Consider the following 23,005-nt stretch of genomic DNA (forward strand, 5'->3'; position numbering starts at 1 on the left):
GCACATTAGGCAGTAAAACCGGCGTAGATATAGACGAAAACCTTTTATATCTGAGTATATCTACACAAAAATCAAGATAATAGTAGGTATTTATTTTTAAAATTTATGCAAATGTTAGTTGTTATGCTAAAATAACACTTTTATAGAAATAATGAAAAAGGGCACGAGCAAAAGGGGTGACACCATGGTTCATAAAGTTCCAGTTAATATACAATTAACAACTGAAATAAGCGAAATGGACGAAAAAAGTGTGACAGTGATCGAAGAAACTGGTACCTTTATTAAAAAAGGAGATACATCTGTCCTTACTTTTACGGAACACATAGAGGAACAAGAAGATGTTCATTCGCTGATTACAATCACGAATGATAAAATAAGTGTGAAGCGTTCTGGTGGTGTAGACATGCATCAAACGTTCCGCCAAAAACAAATAACCGAAAATATATATCGTCATGCGTTTGGTTCGATTCATATGGAAACCCATACCGATCAAATTACATATCAACAACCAGATGAGCACGACCAAGGGAAATTGTTTATTAGCTACACAACGAAATTAAACGGTGAAGGCGATCGTCAACATCGACTTACTTTATTATTTAAGGAGGAAAACAAATGAATATTGTGCAACAAACAGAAGAAAAGTTAAAAGAAGAAATTGCACAGTCGGTTTTAAAAGCAGAACTTGCGACCGAAGACCAATTACCATCGATCGTGCTTGAGCAACCAAAAGAAAAAGCACACGGGGACTATGCAACCAATATCGCGATGCAACTAGCAAAAATTGCCAAAAAGGCACCACGCCAAATTGCAGAAGACATCATTGCACAGTTCGATCGCAGTAAAGCTTCGATTAAAGATATTGAAATTGCTGGACCTGGTTTTATTAATTTTTTCATGGACAACCAATACTTAACGAACCTTATTCCGACGATTTTGGAAGAAGGAGAAAACTATGGTTCTTCCCAAGTTGGCAACGGCGAAAAAATTCAAGTCGAATTTGTTTCAGCTAATCCTACTGGTGACTTGCACTTAGGCCATGCTCGTGGGGCGTCTGTTGGGGATGCGTTGTGCAATGTATTAGCAAAAGCTGGCTACGATGTGCAACGTGAATACTACATTAATGATGCCGGTAACCAAATTGCCAACCTTGCTACAAGTGTGCAAGCGCGTTACATGCAAGCATTAGGCAAAGATTGGCCAATGCCAGAGGACGGTTATCACGGACAAGATATTATTAACCTAGGAAAACAGTTGGCAGAAGAACATCAAGATTCGCTAGAAGACAAGCCAGAGGAAGAGCGCCTTGCCTTTTTCCGTCAGTATGGCTTGAAATATGAACTAGAAAAATTAGAAAAAGACTTAGCTGACTTCAGAGTAACCTTTGATCATTGGTTCTCGGAAACGTCCCTATATGAAGATGGAAAAATCCAGCCGGCGTTAGATACGTTAAAAGACAAAGGGTATATTTATGATGAAGATGGCGCGACATGGTTCCGTTCCACGGACTTCGGTGATGACAAAGACCGTGTACTCATCAAAAATGACGGCACTTATACGTATTTGACACCAGATATCGCGTATCACAAAAATAAATTAGATCGTGGCTTTGAAACGTTAATTAATATTTGGGGTGCTGACCACCATGGCTATATTCCACGTATGAAAGCGGCGATTCAAGCGCTTGGTTATGAGTCTGACACGTTGGAAGTAGAAATTATTCAAATGGTCAACCTATTCCAAAATGGCGAACGCGTAAAAATGAGTAAGCGAACAGGAAAGGCTGTCACGCTACGTGAACTGATGGAGGAAGTTGGCATTGATGCGATGCGTTATTTCTTCGTGATGCGTTCTAGTGACTCCCACTTAGATTTCGATATGGATTTAGCAAAATCCGAGTCTAATGAAAACCCAGTGTATTATGTACAATATGCACACGCACGAATTTGCACGATGTTGAAGCAAGCAGAAGAAAAAGGCTTCACAGATGAAGGGTACAATGGCGCATTGCTAACTTCTGAAAAAGAAGAAGACTTGTTGAAAAAGCTTGGTGAATTCACGCAAGTCGTTGAAGAAGCTGCAGTCAAGCGGATGCCACACCGCATTACCCAATACATTTTCGATTTAGCATCGAACTTGCATAGTTTCTATAATGCAGAAAAAGTACTAGATGCCGACGACGAAGAGCGCACCAAAGCAAGAATCGCGCTAATGCGTGCGGTGAAAACCACAATCGCTAACGGCATGCAGTTGATTGGTGTAAGTGCACCAGAAAAAATGTAATAATATGCTATATGAGGATCTGTCTCTCTAGGTTAGAGGGCAGATCTTTTTTTAACCTATGAACTGTTAAGGTAAGAAAAAGCACTAAATATACGTAACCGATAGCAAGAATAGCAAGATAACGTAAGAAAAAGCACTAAAAATGGCTCTTTACGAAAAGCTTGTAGTTATTCATTTTTTCGCATAAGCCAATTCATGTGTAATTACTATACTTGAATTTATTTACTTTCATTCTAGTTGAAATATGTGCTATATCATCGTTTCGGCAGAATACTCCGCTTTCCATGGGCACGGCCTCGGGCCAGTTGGATGTTGATCACGCGCAGGCGCTCCACAGGACGTGGCGATCTTAGCCTACGATCCTTAATTCATGGGATCTTCGACTCGTGCTGTTCCCATAGGACAAGGAAGGCTTCGGCAGCGTTACATCGCACAAAGAATATTGAACTTTATTTTCGAGGAGTCTCCGTATTCTGCCTCCACTATGGTAAGTTTTCTGCATTATGATAAGTGTATGCATGAATTCATATGTAAAAAATTAGAGCCAATACGATTTAAGCAACAATCACTCTATATTCAAAGCAACCGAATCAGCGTAGGAAATACACGGAGACTCCTATGGGACTAGTGGCATCGGTGAGACCCCGCAGTGAGGTACGAATGAGGAGGCTCACCAGCCCCCCATGGAAAGCGTAGTGTATTTCCGAAGCGGTATAATAGCAATCATCTAATAATGGAAGGAGGTTTAATTACACATAATTTAGCTTCGTACAATAAGTAACAATTTCTTTAAAAAAGCCGTAAAAACATACACCCACAAAAGCAAAAAAGTAACGAATAGCCATCACTATCCGTTACACACGTTCGCATTTAAAATATTCGACTGATCATCGGCTCCATCCATTGGAACAGTTTAAAACCAGCATAGATGCCTACAATCCCGATAACACCGGCAAATGCTGGTGGGGCCGGGATTGGGAGTTTAAACAGTGCGAACAAAAATCCTACAATTAAGCCTGTTAACAATGCTAAGACAACTTCTTTCATACTGAATAAACCTCCTATAATAATGGTTTAATGACCTGAGCGATAATTCCAGACAATTTACTCATAATCGGTTGTTGTTTTACCCATTTTTCTGTAAACGGTAAACATGACTTGATATCATTAAAATACGCAGAACGGATTTTTTTAATAAAATCGGCGTCGTGATCGATTACGATATTCATTTCTTTATTGATGTAGACACTACGCATATCAAAGTTTGCGGTGCCGAGATCACAAAATTGCTCATCAATCAAGATAACCTTGGCGTGATAGAAGCCATTATCATACAAATATACTTCCCCTCCAGCTTCTGATAGTTTTTTCATATAGGGGATCCCTGCTGGTTTAACAAATGGATGGTCTTCCTTCATGGGTACCGTTAATTTAACATCGACCCCACGATCACAAGCGTCCAGTAGGGCTTGGAACATCCGTTTACTAGGTATGAAATAAGGGGAGCCAATTAATAGTTCACGCTTGGCATTGTTAATATAATCAACAAAAAAATCCTCTAATTGACCAGCCTCTGTCACCACAATATCCATTTTCTCGTCACTAGAAGCACTTTTGTCCTTTTCCTTGGTAACTTCTGCAGGCAGGTTGTTTGCTCGATTCCAATCGTACGTAAATACATTGACTAAGCTACTAACTGCATCGCCAGTAATTCGCATATGGTAATCACGCCATGGACCTAACTTTGGATCCTTTCCTAAATATTCTTTCCCAACATTAAAGCCACCTAAATAGCCAATTTTTTCATCAATAACAGTTATTTTTCGATGGTTGCGTCGATTTAGTTGGAAAAAGAAATACGGAAAAGCTGGTTTATCACTAAAAGCAAATTTAACTCCGCTTGCTTGTAAGTCCTTTATGATCGTTTTTTTTAATTGAAAACTGCCAATTCGATCGACTACTAAGCGAACAGTTATCCCTTGTCCAGCCTTTCTTTTTAATATATTAAATAATTCAAGGCTAATGCCATCATTTCTCACAATAAAAAACTGGACATCAACACTGGTTTGGGCTTGCTCAATATCCTCAAACAACGATGAAAAAAATTCATCCCCATCCGTCTTCAAGTTATAGCTAGCCTTCTTACTATTGAACGAAAAGACAGGAGCTTTTTTCTGAAAATGGTTATAGCCAAGTCGCAAATCAAGATAGATTAAAAAACCTAGAATGACGATGATGGCTAGGATCATTAGTGATAAAGTCAATGCAACATTCCCCTTTCTAAAGGTCAGAGGTATCATTACCTTTCCCAAATTCGGATAAAAAATGAATGAAAAATAACAAAAGAGTTGACTGAATATTCATTCATCACTTAAAGTAGACATAAGATAACAACAGAAGAGGGACAAAGGGGTTAAGTTCGAGTTCGTCTAATAATTAGAGGAGGAAGGGAAAATGGAAGGCTTACAAATACTTAATGGGGTCTTATTTTTATTAGTGACGTGTTATGCATTGTACTTATTTGTCCGTGTTGTTCGAACGCGTATCGCTTATATTAAACTCGGACGTAAGGTGGAATTTGACCAGCAGGTGAAGCAAGGCATACAAAAAATTGTTGTGTATGTGTTTGGACAAAAGAAATTACTAAAGGATAAAAAATCTGGCGCGATTCATGTCATGATGTTTTATGGGTTTCTATTAGTTCAATTTGGAGCAATAGATTTTATTGTTAAAGGCCTTGTACCAGGTGCTCATCTGCCACTTGGATTTCTGTATCCTGGCTTTACCTTTTTTCAAGAGCTTGTAACGCTTATGATTTTGGTTGCTGTCGTATGGGCTTTTCACCGTCGTTACGTTGAAAAATTAGTACGCTTAAAACGTGGCTTTAAAGCAGGACTTGTCTTACTATTTATTGGTACCTTAATGTTGTCTGTGTTGTTTGGAAATGGGATGGAAATGGTCTGGCATGGGGAGACTGCTACTTGGACAGAACCAATTGCGTCCATTTTTGCAATCGCTTTCTCTTGGTTGTCGCCAACAGCTGCTACTGTGTTGTTTTTTATTTCGTGGTGGATTCATTCACTCGTTCTACTAAGCTTTTTAGTATATGTACCACAATCCAAACACGCCCATTTACTTGCCGCACCAGTCAACGTTTACATGAGTCGTAACACGAATCCTGGCAAATTGGAAAAAATCGATTTTGATATTGATGACGAAACCGATGAGGCAGACATTAGCTTTGGGGTAGGGAAGATAGAAGATTTTAACCAGCTGCAAATGATCGATTTTTATTCTTGTGTTGAATGTGGCCGTTGTACCAATGTTTGCCCGGCAACTGCAACAGGCAAGATGCTATCGCCAATGGATTTGATTATTAAATTACGTGACCATTTAACAGAGACAGGGGCAGCCGTAACAGGGAAATCACCATGGGTGCCAGCGAGTGCATTTGCTAATACCCAAGGAAATCAATTGGCAAAAATGGCGCAAACAGATGCTGGAGATGAAGTTGCTGCTAGTATTCACGGGGAGTCGAGTAGTTTAATTGGTGATGTGATCACAGAAGAAGAACTGTGGGCTTGCACGACTTGCCGCAATTGTGAGGATCAATGCCCAGTGATGAATGAGCATGTCGATAAAATTATTGACCTTCGCCGTTATCTTGTGATGACAGAAGGGAAAATGGATCCAGATGCACAGCGGGCGATGATGAACATTGAACGTCAAGGCAACCCGTGGGGCTTATCCAAACGCGAACGTGAAAATTGGCGCGAGTTGGATCCGTCCGTTTCGATTCCAACTGTTAAGGAAAAGAAAAAAGAAGGCGAAGAGTTTGAATACCTGTTTTGGGTTAGTTCGATGGGTTCTTATGACAACAGAAGTCAGAAAATTGCGTTATCTTTTGCTAAATTAATGAATGCAGCAGGCATCTCGTTTGCGATTCTTGGTAATAAAGAGGCCAACTCAGGCGACACTGCCCGTCGTTTAGGCAATGAATTTTTGTTCCAAGAAATTGCTGAGAAAAATATTAAATTATTCGAGAAAAATGATGTGAAGAAGATTGTCACGATCGACCCACATGCCTATAATATTTTTAAAAATGAGTATCCAGACTTCGGCTATGAAGCAAAAGTGTATCACCATACCCAACTATTGTATGACTGGATTCAGGAAGGCCGCCTCGTTCCGAAACGAGAAATCAACGAGCGCCTAACCTATCATGATTCCTGTTACTTGGGCCGTTACAATGGTGTCTATGATCCACCAAGGGAAATTTTAAAAGCGATTCCAGGCATCGAGTTAACGGAAATGGAACGAAGCAGAGAAAACGGTATGTGTTGTGGTGCTGGCGGTGGCTTGATGTGGACAGAGGATAAGACGGGTAATCGCATCAATGAAGCCCGTACCGAGCAAGCAATGCAAGTGAACCCAACCATGATCTCCAGTGCCTGCCCATTCTGCCTAACCATGATCAGTGACGGAACCAAAGCAAAGCAAGTTGAAGATGATATTGGAACGATGGACGTGGCGGAGATTTTGGCGATGGCTGTATATGATGAGGATATCCGCTAAAAATATAGTGTTTTCTAAAATTCAGAGGCTTATTTACAATAAAACTTTATTTGTGAGAATTAAATGAAGTATCAAACTAAAAATACACTGCTACTTATTGTGGGAAATTACTTTCCTGTAGTATTAAATTAAACTCACAAGTCAAGTGGAAAATCTAACAGTTAATTTCTTAAATATCGGCAACTCTCTATATTATTAGTGAATAAACTTATATATAGAGTGAGGTAGCCTGTCCCCTTCTAAATTATAAGGAGTAAAATAGTTTTGAAATTATTTTAAAAGACTATTCCATGACACAATCCTAAGACTAACTGTCCCACCTTAGTTTAGCTGTGAATAGTGCAGAGGAGAGGTGTATCTAGAATGGATACTATAAAGAAAAACATGGTCAGGAATATAAATTATTTGACATTATCAAACCATAGAAATGACCGGGCAGTTTTGCCCGGTTTTTGTTATTTATATTCATAGAAAATGAAGTTTCATTAGAAAATTCTATGAAGATGCATCAATGACTCTTATACTTAATTCTGAAAGTTTTCGATTTATATCATTCCCAATAGGTTGATCTGTAATAATGGTATCAATTTCTTCTGTATATGCAAAAAGTGCACTAGAACTTGTACCTATTTTAGATTTATCAATTAAAGCAATAACATTATTTGCTTTTTTAACCATTTCTTTTTTAAGTTCTACCTCATATAAGTTAAAATCAGTTAAACCAGTTTCAACTACGAAACCATTAGCTGAAGTGAACATAATGTCGATATTGACATTGTTTAAAATACTCAATCCTAGAGTCCCTTCAACAGAACTTGACCCGGTTGTTACAACTCCGCCTATTAATATTACTGTAATATTAAAATTATCTTTTAGTTCTAGTGCTGTCTGCAACCCGCTAGTCACGACAGTTAAGCGCACTTGTTGGTCTTTTAAGAAGCGTGCAAACTCTAGTGCAGTTGAGCTTGCATCGAGTAAAATACACTGTTTTTCTTCCACAAAGGTAAATGCCTTCTCCGCTATTTTTATTTTTTCACTTTTATTTTTCTTTTCACGTGCAGAAAAACTAGTTTCATAATCTATATAGTCATTAAGAATTGCACCTCCATGAGTTCGGGTTAGTAGTCCTTCCATTTCCATTTTATTCAAGTCGGTTCGTAACGTTGCTTCAGATACTCCAATCTTTGAAGAGAGGTCTTTGACTGTTAGACGTTGTTTTTCTTGAAGAATTTTTAGTATTTCATTTCTTCTTTCAGTTGCAAACATTTTCATAAATACTTTCATCCCTTAAAATTATTGTGTTTAACGTTATCTTATTTCATTTAGAATTATTTAGCAATAGTATTAATTCAGTGTTTTAAATAAAAAAACAAAGAAAAGTAGTAAATAAAAACAAATAAAAAATATCCCCTAATATTTATGAGAACTAACTGTTGAAGAGTATAAACTAGCAATTAAAGAAATTGAAAATAAAATATTGATGAAATTGTTTATACTATGCACTGTGCAAGAAGAGTAGAGGGCTGTGCTCTGAATTGTTAGACATGGTACTATTAAAAATTATAAGATTAAGATATATAATTTCTAGTTTTGAAATACCAGAGTGATCCACTATTAATTCTAAATTAAAATGTTAAAATAATCTAAAATTTGCCATTTTAAAGCATTGACAAAATGAAAAAAAATGATAATATTTAAACATAAACAAAAATGAAAGCGATGACAAAAGTTTTAATACTTTTTTGTATTTGGATATGTTCTAGAAAAGAGGGGGTTTAATGGATGAGTGAATTCCTTGAACTGAAAGGTATAGCAAAAAGTTTTGGAGATGTGCAAGTATTAAATGATGTTAATGTTAGATTTAATAAGGGAGAAGTTCATGCGTTAATGGGGGAAAATGGGGCCGGAAAATCTACAATGATGAAAATTCTAACAGGTATACATATGCCTACCAGTGGAGAGATCTTCCTAAAAGGAGAGTCCCTTAAAATAAAAAATCCTAGAGAGGCGTTGTCGAAAGGGATTTCGATGATACACCAAGAATTATCTTCAATCAAAGATTTATCAATTGCTGAAAATATTTTTTTGGGTAGGGAACCAGTAAAATACGGTTTTATTGATTATAAAGAAATGTTTAAAAAAACAGAAGAGGTCTTGAACTCCATTGGTGTAGCTTTAAACCCAAAAACAAAAATACGAGATTTGAAAGTTTCTGATATGCAAATGGTGGAAATCTGTAAGGCTATTTCTTATGATGCGGAAATCATTATAATGGATGAACCCACATCTGCAATTACAGATCGTGAAGTTGAGAAGTTATTTGGTGTAATAAGGGATTTGAAAGATAACGGGAAATCAATAATTTATATATCCCATAAAATGAAAGAAATATATGATATTTGTGATGTGATAACAGTTTTGAGAGATGGAGATATTGTAGCAACTAAACCAACTACAGAAGTTAGTAACAATGAATTGATATCAATGATGGTGGGAAGAGAGCTTGAAGATGTTTTTCCTGATAAAAATAATGTCGTAGGTGAACCGATATTATCAATAAAAAATTTCTCTAAACAGAGTATGTTTAACGATATTAATTTTGAAGTTCGTAAAGGAGAAATCTTAGGAATTGCTGGATTGATGGGAGCGGGTAGGACAGAGGTTGTTGAAAGTATCTTTGGACTACATAAATTAGACGAGGGTGAAATTCAAGTCAATAACAAAACTATTCAAATTAATGGTCCTTGGGACGCCATAGGAAAGGGTATTGCACTTGTTACAGAAGATAGAAAAGAACAGGGTTTGGCTCTTTGCCGATCGGTGAAAGAAAATATCTCGATCTCATCATTAGCGTCTATTGATAAGTATGGGGTCTTAGATAGATCTATTGAAAATGAAAAAGTAAATGATTATATTAAGGCTCTCAGAATCAAATTACACTCAAAAAATCAAGAAGCTGGACAACTAAGTGGTGGAAATCAACAAAAAATAGTTTTAGCTAAATGGTTGATGACCTCGCCGAGTATTTTGATTTTAGATGAGCCTACAAGAGGGATTGATATAGGTGCCAAATCGGAAATTTATAAACTAATGGTGGAGTTTGCTAATAAAGGTTTTGCGATAATAATGATTTCCTCTGAATTGCCTGAAATATTAGGTATGAGTGATAGGGTATTGGTTTTTTCAAACGGGGAAAAGACTGGAGAATTAACGAGAGAAGAAGCAAACCAAGAAAAAATAATGGAGTATGCTACGGCTAACTTAAGATAGGAGGAGAAATATGTTAGAGACTAAAATAGAAAAAACTGTTGGAAAACTCAATTTTACACCAAAACAATTTCTGAGGGATTTTGGGATTATATTTGCATTTCTACTATTAATAGTTGTCCTGTCATCATTGAATTCTAACTTCTTAGAATATAATAATATAATAAATGTTGTTCGACAAGTGGCGATAAATGGTTTGTTAGCTATAGGGATGACTTATGTTATCTTAACGGGTGGTATTGATTTGTCAGTAGGTTCCATCCTTGCATTTTCAGGAGTAGTCTCGGCGAGTTTAGTCACGGGTGATTCGGAATTGCCGGTGCTATTAGCTGTATTGGTTGGTATAATGGCGGGAAGTATATTAGGGTTTATAAATGGTTTTATCATAGCTCGTTTTAACGTAGCTGCTTTCGTAGCAACTCTAGCGATGATGAGTATAGCTAGAGGTTTGACGATGGTATATAGTAATGGAAATCCCATTAGCGGATTATCAGATGGGTTCAAATTTATTGGGGGAGGTGAGTTAATTGGTATACCAATTCCAGTAATAATTTTATTTATAGTTTTCGTATTAGGTGCTTTTATTCTTCAAAAAACAAGGTTTGGACGGTATGTTTACGCTGTAGGTGGAAATGAAACCTCCGCTCGTGTTTCAGGTATTAAAGTAAATCGGGTAAAAATTGCAGTATATACAATAAGTGGTATGTTATCTGGTTTAGCCGGGGTTGTTTTATCTGCACGAGTAACAGCAGGACTACCTCAAGCAGGTACTGCTTATGAATTGGATGCTATCGCAGCTGTTGTTATAGGAGGAACTAGTTTAGTAGGTGGTAGAGGTAGGCTTTGGGGTACAATAATTGGTGTATTAATCATAGGGGTTTTAAGTAATGGCCTAGACCTTCTTAACGTTTCATCATACTTCCAGATGATTGTTAAAGGCATCATAATAATAGCTGCTGTACTATTTGACTCAAAGGTTAATAAAGGATAATAAAATAAAGTGAATATAAAAAACGAGGAGTGAAAACTGATGGTGAAGTATAGGGAGTTATTTGATCTAACTAATAAGACAGCAATTGTAACAGGAGGTGGAGTAGGGTTAGGGAAGGAAATAGCAAATGCTCTTTCTCAAGTGGGGGCGAATATTGTTATTGCAGATATTGATCTTAAGCAATCAAAGGAAACTGCTCAAGAAATCAAGGAATTAAATGGTGTTTCTACACTTGCAATTAAAACTGATGTTACAAATGAAGAAGATGTGAGGTTAATGGTTGATAAGACAGTAGAAAATTTCGGAAAAGTTGATATATTAGTCAATAATGCTGGTATATGTCAAAAGATTGATGCTGTAGATCAATCGTTGGAAGACTGGAAAAAGACTATGGATGTTAACGTGAACGGCGTGTTTCTGTGTTCAAAATATGTTGCTTTAAACATGATGGAGAACAACGGTGGGTCAATTATTAATATGTCTTCAATGTCTGGTTTTATAGCTAATACTGAATCTCAAACTGCTTATAACGCATCAAAGGCGGCAGTTGCCCACATGACTAAGTCATTTGCATCAGAATGGGTGAACCATAATATCCGAGTAAATGCGATTGGTCCAGGTTATATGAAGACGGCAATGACTAAGCCAATATTTGAAGAAGGTGGAGAGTTGGCGCATGTGTTGGATATGGTTCCGGTTAAAAGATTAGGAGAACCATATGAATTAGGTGGGGCTGTGATTTTGTTAGCATCTGAAGCTTCCAGTTTTACAACCGGTTCAACCTTTATTATTGATGGTGGTTATACAATTAATTAAAAATATACTAGGGGGGAAGTAAGATGGAAATTATTAAAAAGTTTTCGGTATTATTGTTATTGGGAGTTTTAAGTATTTTTTTAATAGCTTGTGGAGAGGAAGAGGAAACATCTAACAATGGAAATGAAACCAATGATTCTGAAACATTCACTTTAGGCGTTACCCATTATAGTATGCAAAATGAATTTCCGGTTTTAGTTAGTGATGCACAAGAAAGAATTGCTGATGAACAGGGGGCAGAGATTGAATTTTATGACGGTGATTACGATCCTGCTACACAACTTAGTCAATTTGAAAATATGATTTCTCAAGGTGTTGATGCAATTATTTTTTCTCCGACTGATGCGGAAGCAATGGCTGGGGCTGTAGAGATGGCTGATAATGCAAATATTCCAGTATTTGGTGTGAATACAAAAGTAGAAAGTGATTTGTTAACGTCATACATTGGTTCGAATGATGTAGAAGCTGGAGAAATTGAAATGCAATGGATGGCTGATGAACTTGATGGGGAAGGGAATATTGTGATCCTTGAAGGCCCGTTAGGAAGTTCACCTCAAATTCAAAGAAAAGAAGGTATTTACAATATTTTGGAAAATTATCCAGACATCAATGTATTGGCAGAACAAACAGGAAACTGGTCTCGTTCTGAAGGATTATCTTTAATGGAAAACTGGCTGCAGGCATTTCCGGATGAAATTGATGGTGTAGTATCTCAAAATGATGAGATGGCACTAGGTGCAATAAATGCATTAGAGGATGCAGGTATAAAAGATGATGTGCCAGTTGTTGGGGTGGATGCCATTTCCGACGCATTAGATGCCGTTGATGAAGGGCGGTTAAATGCAACAACTTTTCAAAATGCCGTTAAACAGGGTGAAGAGTCTGTTGAAGTAGCTTTGAAATATCTAAAAGGAGAATCTGTCGAGGAGGAATATATGATTCCTTTTGAATTAGTAACACCTGATAATTTAGATGAATTTAAATAAGGTTAGCAGAAGTTATTAAACAATCTTACTATAAAAATAGGTTTGAACCTTAGTAAGAAAAATGGTCAATCCTCCTATCCAAAAAAGGATGGGAGGAAATAAAAAAGTTGCCTTAAAGTTCTCTATAGGGAGAGTGAGATTTGTGAAAAAATTGATTAATAACCCAAAGGATGTAGTAGAAGAAATGGTGGGAGGATACGTGAAAGCGCATCCTAGTTATGTGAAACAACTACCTGAAAATGAAAGGTCAATAGTTACAGCTCGTAAGACTAGAGAAGGGAAGGTTGGTGTGCTGATCGGTGGGGGTTCAGGTCATGAACCAGGTTTTATGGGTTATGTTGGTGAAGGGATGGCAGATGGTGTTGCAATTGGTAATATATTTGCATCACCTTCACCAGATCCAATCTTAGAAGTAACAAAAGCTATTGATAAAGGTGCCGGTGTTGCTTATCTATATGGTAATTACGCTGGAGATGTGATGAATTTTGGAATGGCCGCGGAGATGGCTGATTTAGAAGAGGATATCCGAGTGAAAGCGGCACTAGCAACAGATGATGTAGCGTCAGCGCTAAAAGAAGAAAAGGAAAAACGTCGTGGAATTGCTGGTGAATTCTTTGTTTTTAAAGCAGCTGGTGCAGTAGCTGATTTTGGATATAATTTAAATGATGTGATAAGAGTTGCTCAAAAAGCGAATGAAAACACGCGTTCTATGGGTGTTGGTTTAAGTCCTTGTTCGTTGCCTCAAACTGGCGAACCGAGCTTTGATATAGGTGATGATGAAATGGAAATAGGTTTAGGTCACCATGGTGAGCCTGGTATAGAAAAAGGGGTAATAGAAACAGCGGATAAAGTTGCAGAACGTCTTGTTCATGATATTTTAGCTGATATAGAACTGAATAAAGGTGATAAAGTTGCTGTTCTTGTAAATGGGTTGGGTTCAACACCTAGAATGGAATTATACATTATATTTAGACGAGTGGAACAAATATTAAATGAAAATGGTATTGTAATTTATCGTTCCTATGTAGGAGACTACATTACGTCACTTGAAATGGGTGGCTGTTCTGTTACTTTGATGAAATTGGATGAGGAATTAGAAAGAACGATAGATCATTCAGTAGATTGTCCGATGTTCGTTCAAAAATAACCGATGTATTAAAAAGCAAGGGGGACAAATATGGAATTTACTGTGAGTGAACTAAAAGAGTATTTTAATAGTGTGGTTAATATGATTGAAGAACAAAAAGATTATCTTTGTGAACTTGATCGAAAATTAGGTGATGGAGATCATGGTGTAACAATGTCAATTGGCTGGCAAGCTATAAAAGAATCGCTTAATAATGAACTTTTAAATGAAGAGGACTGTGGAAAAGTCAGCATTAAAGTTGGTAAAACATTTTTAAGTGCTGTCGGTTCTTCCGTGGGGCCTTTATATGCAACGGGTTTCATGAGGGGAGCGAAAGTAATTAAAAACAAAACTGTTCTTAACGGTGAAGATCTCGCACAATTTTGGCTTGCATTTGGGAAGGGTGTAAAAGAGCGTGGTCAAGCAGATGTTGGTGACAAAACAATGATTGACACACTTGAGCCTTTTGTAAATGTATTAGAAGAGAAATTTAACGATTACCAAGAGTTTTTAAGTGCGTTCAGTGAAGCTGTGGATGCAGGTGAAGAAGGAATGAAGTCTACAAAAGACCTTACTTCAAAGAAAGGTCGTTCAAGTCGCTTGGGAGAAAGGTCTATTGGTGTACAGGATCCGGGCGCTACATCAGCTTATTTGATTTTAAATGAGTTTTTCAATTTTGTAAAATCACGTTCTGTGCAGGCTAATTAACTATGGCGGTGTGATGTTTAGTTAGTTTATTAATAAAGTTGAATATAAAAATTACTGGATCAGATGATAAAGTTCTGATCCTTTTTTATCTATGTAATCAAAAAACAAAGTAAAATAATTAAAAATGAAAATAATCGTTGAAAAACAATAAGATATGAATTAAAATGATAATATAAAGTTGAAAGATTTCATTGAAGGAGTGAGGAGGAAGATATAATGAAGATAGGTATCGGAAGTGACCACAACGGATTTGATTTTAAAGAAGCAATTAAAGAACATTTAAAAGGGACGGATCATGAACTAGTAGACTATGGTTGTGATTCCTGTGATGCAGTAGATTATCCAGATGTAGCGTTTGAAGTATCTGAGGCAATTAGTAAAGGGGAACTTGATCGGGGTATTTTGATTTGTGGAACAGGCATTGGGGTCTGTATTGCAGCTAATAAGTATCCGGGTATTCGTGCTGCATTAGCGCATGATACGTATTCTGCCGAAAGAGCCCAGCTTAGTAATAACGCACAGATTGTAACGATGGGGGCACAAATTATTGGTCATGAAGTTGGAAAGAAGGTTGTAAGCGCTTATTTAGATTCTGAGTGGGCGAATGGTTCGGAACGAAAGGTAAACAAAATAATTGAAAATGAACAAAAATTTGTAGGAGAGAGCTATAAAGAAGCCGCTGCTGGTAATCAGTGCAGCTAACCAGGAGGCGATGATTTTATGAAATCATTGTTACTAGATTTCTTAAGAGTTACGGAAGCTTCTGCGCTTGCCGCATTACCGTGGGTTGGTAGTGGAGACAAAATAGCTGCCGATGATGTAGCTACAAAGACAATGCGACAGTACCTAAACCAAATGGAAATACAAGGCACTATTGTGATTGGTGAGGGTGAAATTGACAATGCGCCAATGTTATATATAGGAGAAAAAGTAGGATTAGGTAATGGCCCGGGAGTTGATATTGCAGTTGATCCAATTGAGGGAACGACACCAACCATTAATGGTCAAGGTAATGCAATCACTGTTATTGCGGCAGCGCCCAAGGGCTCACTACTTCACGCCCCGGATATGTATATGGAAAAAATGGCTGTTGGACCTAAGGCAAAAGGTAAAATTGATATCACTGCATCATTAAAGGACAATATTGAAGCAGTAGCAAAGGCAAATGACAAAAAAGTTAGCGAACTAAATGTACTAGTTCAAGATCGCCCGAGACACCATGAATATATAGATGCGATTAGAGCAATTGGAGCAAAAGTTTATTTGTTTAATGATGGAGATGTTATTTACGCTACTGCAACATGTATCCCGAGCAAAAATATTGATATGTTTTTTGGGGTTGGCGGTGCACCAGAAGGGGTACTAGGAGCTGTAGCATTAAAAGCATTAGGTGGCGAAATGCAGGCAAAGCTTCTTCCTAAGGACGACGAAGAATGGCAACGTTGTATGGAAATGGGGATAATGGAGCCGGAAAATCCATTAACTCATGTTCAGTTAGTTGGTTCGGATGATTGCATTTTCGCTGCAACAGGTATTACAGAGAATATATTTTTAGATGGTATTAAAGAAGATCATGGAAACTATTTCACACATTCCATTTTGATTAATGGAAAAGAAAATAAACTACATTATATAAAAAGCCAACATGAAAGAAATGCCATACTCAATAAATAACCATTCAGAAAAAGGAGGAAATGTAGATGGAATTTTTCCTAGATACAGCGAATATTGAAGAGATTAAAAGAATTAATCGTTTAGGCCTTGTTGATGGTGTAACAACGAATCCATCCATTATTGCAAAAGAGGGAAGAGATTTCAAAGAAGTAATTAAAGAGATTTGTAGTATCGTAGATGGTCCTGTAAGTGCTGAAGTTATAGGGTTAACCGTTGATGAAATGGTGCAAGAAGCAAGAGATATTGCCACATGGGCATCGAATGTTGTTGTTAAGATTCCAATGACTGAAGCCGGTTTGGAAGCGGTTAATATCCTTTCGAGTGAAGGGATTAAAACAAATGTCACCCTTATTTTCTCTGTTGCACAAGGACTAATGGCTGCCAAGGCTGGTGCTACGTATGTAAGTCCGTTTGTGGGAAGAATTGATGATATGGGGGAAGATGGAATAGAACTAATTGGAAATTTAAATAAGACATTAAATAATTATGGATTAGAGTCAAAAATCATTACTGCTAGTGTGAGAACGATTGGACACTTAGAGCAAGCAGCGGTTGCTGGGGCACATATTGCAACAATCCCTGGTGCGTTATTACCAAAATTGTGGAGTCATCCATTAACAGATATTGGTATTCAAAAGTTTTTAGAAGACTGGGAAAAGGTTCCTCAAAAAAATTAAGTGAATAATCCTATTATGAATGGTTTGTTGTACTAACAGTCGTTCCTTCATGGTGGATTAGAGTATATGTATTTGGTATGAGAAAAACTTTGGCATTCGCTGTCGGTTAAGGCGAATGCCGAGTTTTTCTAACTAGAGAGGAGTGTTGATGATGGAAACTACTGCCACCTCAATTGAACAATTATCAATAAATAGTATTCGTACCCTTGCCATTGATGCGATTGAAAATGCGAACTCAGGACATCCTGGTTTACCGATGGGTGCTGCTCCAATGGCATATACGTTATGGACGGAATTTATGAATCATAATCCAAAAAATTCTAGCTGGTTTAATCGTGATCGTTTTGTTTTATCAGCGGGTCATGGTTCGATGTTGTTGTATTCACTGTTACACTTGTCAGGTTACAAGGTAACGATCGATGATTTAAAACAGTTCCGTCAATGGGGTTCTAAGACACCTGGGCATCCGGAATTCGGTCACACGGATGGGGTGGAAACAACAACAGGTCCGCTCGGGCAAGGAGTTGCTACAGCTGTAGGAATGGCAATGGCTGAAGCGCATCTTGCAGCGAAATACAATAAAGAGGATCTATCCATTGTAGATCATTATACCTTTGCATTAGTGGGTGACGGAGATTTAATGGAAGGTATATCGCATGAAACGGCATCCCTAGCAGGGCACCTTGGATTAGGAAAACTTATCACTTTATATGATTCGAATGACATTTCCTTAGATGGTGATTTAAATAAGTCTTACTCAGATTATACAGCGGATCGTTTTAAAGCATATGGTTGGCAAGTAATTCGTGTCGAAGATGGAAATGATGTTGATGCATTACGTAGTGCAATGAAAGAAGCTAAACAAAATACTGCCCAACCAACACTAATTGAAGTGAAAACAGTGATTGGCTATGGTTCTCCGAATAAGTCAGGGTCTGCTGCTTCCCACGGTGCGCCACTTGGTTCGGATGAAGTACATTTAACAAAAGAAAATTATAATTGGACACATGAACCGTTCCATGTACCGAAAGAGGTATATGCTGATTTTAAAGAAAAAGCAGTAAAAACAGGAGAAGAAGCAGAAGAAAACTGGAATCAACTATTTAATACGTACAAAGAAAAATATCCTGAACCTGCTCAAGAATTAGAGTTAGCAATCAATGGCGAACTACCAAAAGGTTGGGAAAAAGCTCTTCCAGTGTTTGAACCTGAAAAAGATACGTTGGCAACACGTGCCTCATCAGGAAAAGTCTTAAATGCAATTGCGAAAGAAGTTCCAAACTTTATTGGTGGTAGTGCTGATTTATCAGGATCAAACAAAACAATGATCAATGATGAATCAGATTTTTCAAGCGAAAATTATGCAGGTCGTAATATTTGGTTTGGTGTTCGTGAATTTGCGATGGCTGCTGCACTAAATGGTATGGCGCTTCATGGAGGCCTTAAAGTTTACGGCGGTACGTTTTTCGTTTTTAGTGATTATTTACGTCCGGCTGTTCGTTTATCAGCTCTAATGAAATTACCTGTAACGTATGTGTGGACACATGATTCCATCGCTGTTGGGGAAGATGGACCAACACATGAACCGATTGAACATCTTGCATCCTACCGTACAATGCCAGGTTTGTCGCTAATTCGACCTGCAGATGCTAATGAAACACAAGCAGCATGGCGGTTAGCTTTGGAATCAAATGATCAACCAACAGCATTAGTACTAACGAGACAAAACTTACCGACCTTAGACGGTACCGGAGAACATGCTTATGATGGTGTGAAGAAAGGTGCCTATGTTGTAAGTGAGTCAACCAAATCAACACCTGATGCATTAGTACTCGCAACGGGTTCTGAAGTTCACCTGGCTATTAAAGCACAACAGAAACTTAAAGATAAAGGCATTGATGTGCGAGTAGTGAGCATGCCATCTTGGGATCGATTTGAAGCACAACCGCGAGATTATAAAGACAGTATTATTCCGCCAAAAGTAACAAAACGACTTGCCGTTGAGATGGCTTATCCACTTGGCTGGGACCGATATGTTGGAGATGAAGGGTATGTTCTCGGCATCAATCAGTTTGGTGCTTCAGCGAATGGTCAAAAACTAATCGAGGAGTATGGATTTACAGTTGAAAATGTTGTAAATCATGTTGAAAGGTTAATAGAAAATTAAATTTGTGAAATTTTTAAATTAGTTAAAATTGTTATGAAACCTGTAATATTAGGGTCTGACCTCCAATTGGGAGGGCGGGCCCTAGTTAAGGTTGGCTAACTTTTAGGGTGCACTTCATTCATTTTTAAGTTACTATAGTAAATGCTATAAATAACAGACATAATTATAAATGAGGTGTATGTATGCAAAAGTTAGTCTTTTTTGTAGGTGTTGCAGGAACGGGGAAAACTACAGTTGCTAGGAGTATTGCAAAACAAAGGCCTTGCGTATGTTTGGATAAGGATACAGTTGGTGGGCGCTTTGTTGAAAAAGTGTTAGAGGATAATAATTTAGATAAAAATGATCGAGATTCTGATTTTTACAGAACAGAACTAAGAGATCTTGAATACGAAACAACAACAGATCTGTGTATAGAAAACCTTTCTGTTGGGCAAGATGTGTTTATGATTTCTCCGTTTACATCAGAATTGAAAAATAAGCTTTGGATCGAACAAGTGATAGAAGCAAGTGGCAAAACCAAGCAAGATGTTGATGTGAAAGTAGTTGTCGTTACACTAGAAGACATTGATAAACAGAAGCAACGTATTGTTGATCGTGGCACGGTTCGTGATTCCTGGAAGTTGGAGAATTGGAACAGCTATGAATCTCGTGTTAATTTTGTTCCAGAAATTAATTGGGACATTCCCGAATCCAACATCCTTGTTTTTGATAACTCAGGAGAATTAACTGAAGAAAAAGTAAACAAGGTGACACAATTTATTAACAACTAGACAAAACATGCGCGGTTTTCCTGTCCTTTGGGGAATCGCGCATATTGCATTTTGATTTTCATCACCATATAATGTATGGTAGACTTTGCAAAAATAAATGATGTGCGAAAAATGATTCAATTGGAATGAATTCAATTTACATAAAAAGGGAGTGCTTGACCGTGGCCTTGAAGAAGTTTACTCAAGATCAAATTGAAGACTTAGCCATGATTGAAATGGCGAAAGAAATCCTTGGCGCAAACAATAAGAAAGCAATGGATTTTCGTGAACTATTTGATCAAATCGCAGAGATAAAAGGGTTCAGTGATGCTGAAAAAGAAGCAAAGCTTGCTCAATTTTATACCGATTTAAACATTGATGGTAGTTTCTTAACGATTGGATCGAATCTGTGGGGGCTTAAACGCTGGTACCCAGTTGACCAAATCGATGACGATGTATCGGCACCGAAGAAGAAAAAGAAGAAAAAGAAAAAAGCAGCTGCTAAACCGAAAAAAGAAGAAGTGGTTGCTGAACCAGAAGCAGATTTAAGTCTAGATGAAGAGGAACTAGATTTTGATGACAGTGATCTAGATGATGACTTTGATGATTTCGATTTAGATGACGAATTCGATGATAGTGAAGAGGATGTAGGCAACGAGGATGACGATCTTGATTCCTCTGATGAAGAGAAAATTAAGTAATCGTTCTTGACTTTCCAAAGGCAAATGAGTAAAATGCTATTTGGGCTCTACAATTATTATAAGTTCACGCTCCCCGGTATAGGGGGGCGTTTTTTGTTTTTTACAGAGAAAAACCCCTTTGAATGAAAAAGTTTTTAAATAGTAAAATACTATATAAACAAAGACACAGAAAGAGGGATGAAGGGTGACAAAGTATATTTTTGTAACTGGTGGTGTGGTATCTTCGATTGGAAAGGGGATCACTGCAGCCGCATTAGGACGTTTATTGAAAAACAGAGGATTAAAAGTAACGATTCAAAAATTTGATCCATATATTAATGTCGATCCAGGGACAATGAGCCCGTATCAGCATGGTGAGGTATTTGTAACCGAAGATGGCGCTGAAACCGACTTGGACCTTGGACACTATGAGCGTTTTATTGATATTAATTTAAATAAATATAGCAATATTACGACTGGTAAAGTTTATTCAACTGTTATTAGAAAAGAACGCCATGGTGATTACTTAGGTGGAACCGTACAAGTAATTCCACACATAACCAATGAAATTAAAGATAAGGTTTTCCAAGCAGGTAAACAGACAAACGCAGATGTTGTCATTACGGAAATTGGTGGTACGGTTGGTGACATTGAATCCCTCCCATTCCTTGAAGCGATTCGTCAAATTAAAAGTGACATCGGCCGCGACAATGTGATGTATCTGCACTGTACCCTTGTGCCATACATTAAAGCGGCTGGTGAAATGAAAACAAAACCAACCCAACACAGTGTGAAGGAATTGCGTTCATTAGGTATCCAACCAGATGTGATTGTCCTAAGAACGGAAATGGAAATTAGCGAAGAAATGAAGAAAAAAATCGCCTTGTTCTGTGATATTAATGAAAAAGCAGTCGTGGAAATGAAAGATGCGGACACGCTTTACCACATTCCATTAGCATTGCAAGAGCAAAAACTTGACCAACTAACCTGTGATCATTTTGGTTTAGAGTGTGGCCAAGCAAACATGACCGAGTGGAAGCAATTAGTCGATCGGGTTGTGAATTTATCGAAAACCATCACAATTGCTTTAGTAGGAAAATATGTGGAGCTTCCTGATGCATATATTTCTGTCGTTGAGGCGCTAAAACACGCAGGGTTCAGCTTTGATGCCGATGTTGATGTGCGCTGGATCAATGCCGAAGAATTAACAAGTGAAAATGTGGAAGCATCGCTAAAAGGTGCTGACGGTATTCTAGTGCCTGGTGGATTTGGTGATCGCGGTATTGAAGGAAAAATTGAAGCAATTCGCTATGCAAGGGAAGAAAAAGTGCCGTTCCTAGGCATTTGTCTTGGTATGCAGTTAGCAACTGTCGAATTTGCGCGTAATGTAGTGGGATTAAAAGGAGCACATTCAGCGGAGTTCAATCCAGGAACACCTTACCCAATTATTGACCTACTACCAGAACAAAAAGATGTTTCAGATCTAGGTGGAACGTTAAGATTAGGTGTTTATCCTTGCCGTTTAACAGATGGTACCAAAACAAAAGAAGCGTATGAAAACGAAGATATCGTGTACGAACGTCACCGTCATCGTTTTGAATTTAATAACGAATATCGTGATCAGATGGAAGAGAACGGATTTATCTTTTCAGGGACAAGCCCTGATGGTAAGTTAATCGAAACAATCGAAGTAAACGACCATCCATGGTTTGTAGCATCCCAATATCACCCTGAATTTAAATCAAGACCAAATCGCCCGCAGCGTTTATTCTATGGATTTATCGATGCAGCTGTGAAGATGAATCAATAAGTTTTATGTGTGGCCCACTAAGGTGAACAAGCGATTAGTTTGGATCATAGCAAGAAAGCTCAGATTAAACTCTGGGCTTTTTTTTGTTATCAGCTGAGAGCAGGAGTGTCACGGTAGATTCACGCACCAATTTTGTCTGAATCGACCAAGAGAGCCATTACACGGTGAATTAACACAAAAAAATTGACCAAACGATTCATGCCCGTCCTTTTAAACTCCTTATGGCACTTATAGTAAAATTTGTTGCTTTTGTGTCGTAGTTGATAGAAACTCCGACGTAACTAATGTTGTTCTCGCTCGCTCTTATAAAATGAGTGCTAATATAGAGCTCCGGAAATACACTGCGCTTTCCACGGGCGGCTGGTGAGCCTCCTCGCTCGTCCCTCGCTGCGGGGTCTCACCTAGGCCTTTCCTCCCGTAGGAGTCTCCGTGTATTTCCTCCGCTCTTGTTTTGTGCATCGTAATTTTAGAGCTTTTTGCTTGATTATACGTATAC

Annotated in this window: 19 protein-coding genes; 16 read left to right on the plus strand and 3 right to left on the minus strand. The window is 37.8% G+C overall.

Annotated elements, in window-relative coordinates; genetic code table 11:
• The first annotated feature begins 184 nt into the window (after positions 1-184).
• Both FCI53_RS18555 and argS read left to right on the plus strand, forming a co-directional pair.
• Positions 185-619, plus strand: a complete 435-nt coding sequence (locus tag FCI53_RS18555; RefSeq protein WP_138420495.1) for a YwiB family protein — start codon at positions 185-187, stop codon at positions 617-619.
• Positions 616-2,283, plus strand: a complete 1,668-nt coding sequence (gene argS, locus FCI53_RS18560; protein ID WP_138420496.1) for an arginine--tRNA ligase — start codon at positions 616-618, stop codon at positions 2,281-2,283. Before FCI53_RS18555 ends, argS begins: the two co-directional genes overlap by 4 nt.
• A gap of 870 nt (positions 2,284-3,153) precedes the next feature.
• On the opposite strand, the gene FCI53_RS18565 is transcribed toward argS, so the two are convergent.
• Complete coding sequence (locus FCI53_RS18565; RefSeq protein ID WP_138420497.1) at positions 3,154-3,330, minus strand: XapX domain-containing protein; 177 nt, start codon at positions 3,328-3,330, stop codon at positions 3,154-3,156.
• 14 nt (positions 3,331-3,344) lie between these two features.
• A complete protein-coding gene (gene cls / locus FCI53_RS18570) occupies positions 3,345-4,547 on the minus strand; it encodes a cardiolipin synthase (RefSeq protein WP_171038238.1) in 1,203 nt (400 codons plus the stop codon).
• Between the two features lie 190 nt (positions 4,548-4,737).
• Between cls and FCI53_RS18575 the strand changes: the two genes are divergently transcribed.
• Entirely contained in the window at positions 4,738-6,858 is a 2,121-nt protein-coding gene (locus FCI53_RS18575; RefSeq protein WP_138420499.1) for a (Fe-S)-binding protein, read from the plus strand.
• A 495-nt stretch (positions 6,859-7,353) separates the two neighbouring features.
• On the opposite strand, the gene FCI53_RS18580 is transcribed toward FCI53_RS18575, so the two are convergent.
• Positions 7,354-8,130 (minus strand): DeoR/GlpR family DNA-binding transcription regulator, encoded by a 777-nt coding sequence (locus FCI53_RS18580; RefSeq protein ID WP_138420500.1) that lies wholly within the window; start codon positions 8,128-8,130, stop codon positions 7,354-7,356.
• A 510-nt stretch (positions 8,131-8,640) separates the two neighbouring features.
• On the opposite strand from FCI53_RS18580, the gene FCI53_RS18585 reads away from it, so the two are divergent.
• The 13 genes from FCI53_RS18585 to FCI53_RS18645 all read left to right on the plus strand — a co-directional run bounded on the left by FCI53_RS18585 (position 8,641) and on the right by FCI53_RS18645 (position 22,509).
• Complete coding sequence (locus FCI53_RS18585) at positions 8,641-10,128, plus strand: sugar ABC transporter ATP-binding protein (protein WP_138420501.1); 1,488 nt, start codon at positions 8,641-8,643, stop codon at positions 10,126-10,128.
• Between the two features lie 10 nt (positions 10,129-10,138).
• Entirely contained in the window at positions 10,139-11,116 is a 978-nt protein-coding gene (locus FCI53_RS18590) for an ABC transporter permease (RefSeq protein ID WP_138420502.1), read from the plus strand.
• A 39-nt stretch (positions 11,117-11,155) separates the two neighbouring features.
• Complete coding sequence (locus FCI53_RS18595) at positions 11,156-11,932, plus strand: SDR family NAD(P)-dependent oxidoreductase (protein ID WP_138420503.1); 777 nt, start codon at positions 11,156-11,158, stop codon at positions 11,930-11,932.
• Positions 11,933-11,955: 23 nt separating this feature from the next.
• Positions 11,956-12,918, plus strand: a complete 963-nt coding sequence (locus FCI53_RS18600; protein ID WP_138420504.1) for a substrate-binding domain-containing protein — start codon at positions 11,956-11,958, stop codon at positions 12,916-12,918.
• 142 nt (positions 12,919-13,060) lie between these two features.
• Positions 13,061-14,065 carry a dihydroxyacetone kinase subunit DhaK gene (locus FCI53_RS18605; RefSeq protein ID WP_138420505.1) on the plus strand — a complete coding sequence of 335 codons (1,005 nt, stop codon included), beginning with the start codon at positions 13,061-13,063 and terminating at the stop codon, positions 14,063-14,065.
• Positions 14,066-14,095: 30 nt separating this feature from the next.
• The gene (gene dhaL, locus FCI53_RS18610; RefSeq protein ID WP_138420506.1) at positions 14,096-14,752 is read left to right on the plus strand and encodes a dihydroxyacetone kinase subunit DhaL; all 657 of its coding nucleotides are present in this window, start codon (positions 14,096-14,098) and stop codon (positions 14,750-14,752) included.
• Positions 14,753-14,968: 216 nt separating this feature from the next.
• Positions 14,969-15,454, plus strand: coding sequence for a ribose 5-phosphate isomerase B (gene rpiB / locus FCI53_RS18615; RefSeq protein WP_138420507.1), 486 nt, complete (start codon positions 14,969-14,971; stop codon positions 15,452-15,454).
• Positions 15,455-15,472: 18 nt separating this feature from the next.
• On the plus strand, positions 15,473-16,426 hold the full coding sequence (gene glpX, locus FCI53_RS18620; RefSeq protein WP_138420508.1) for a class II fructose-bisphosphatase: 954 nt from the start codon (positions 15,473-15,475) through the stop codon (positions 16,424-16,426).
• A gap of 26 nt (positions 16,427-16,452) precedes the next feature.
• Positions 16,453-17,103, plus strand: a complete 651-nt coding sequence (fsa, locus tag FCI53_RS18625) for a fructose-6-phosphate aldolase (protein ID WP_138420509.1) — start codon at positions 16,453-16,455, stop codon at positions 17,101-17,103.
• A gap of 151 nt (positions 17,104-17,254) precedes the next feature.
• Positions 17,255-19,270, plus strand: coding sequence for a transketolase (gene tkt / locus FCI53_RS18630; protein ID WP_138420515.1), 2,016 nt, complete (start codon positions 17,255-17,257; stop codon positions 19,268-19,270).
• 182 nt (positions 19,271-19,452) lie between these two features.
• On the plus strand, positions 19,453-20,040 hold the full coding sequence (locus FCI53_RS18635; protein ID WP_138420510.1) for a P-loop nucleotide/nucleoside kinase family protein: 588 nt from the start codon (positions 19,453-19,455) through the stop codon (positions 20,038-20,040).
• A 161-nt stretch (positions 20,041-20,201) separates the two neighbouring features.
• Positions 20,202-20,720, plus strand: a complete 519-nt coding sequence (gene rpoE, locus FCI53_RS18640) for a DNA-directed RNA polymerase subunit delta (protein ID WP_138420511.1) — start codon at positions 20,202-20,204, stop codon at positions 20,718-20,720.
• Between the two features lie 184 nt (positions 20,721-20,904).
• Positions 20,905-22,509: a CTP synthase gene (locus tag FCI53_RS18645; protein WP_138420512.1), complete on the plus strand. Its 1,605-nt coding sequence runs from the start codon at positions 20,905-20,907 to the stop codon at positions 22,507-22,509.
• Positions 22,510-23,005 lie beyond the last annotated feature (496 nt).

It is taken from the genome of Aquibacillus sediminis (assembly GCF_005870085.1).
Taxonomy (GTDB): Bacteria; Bacillota; Bacilli; order Bacillales; family Amphibacillaceae; genus Aquibacillus_E; species Aquibacillus_E sediminis.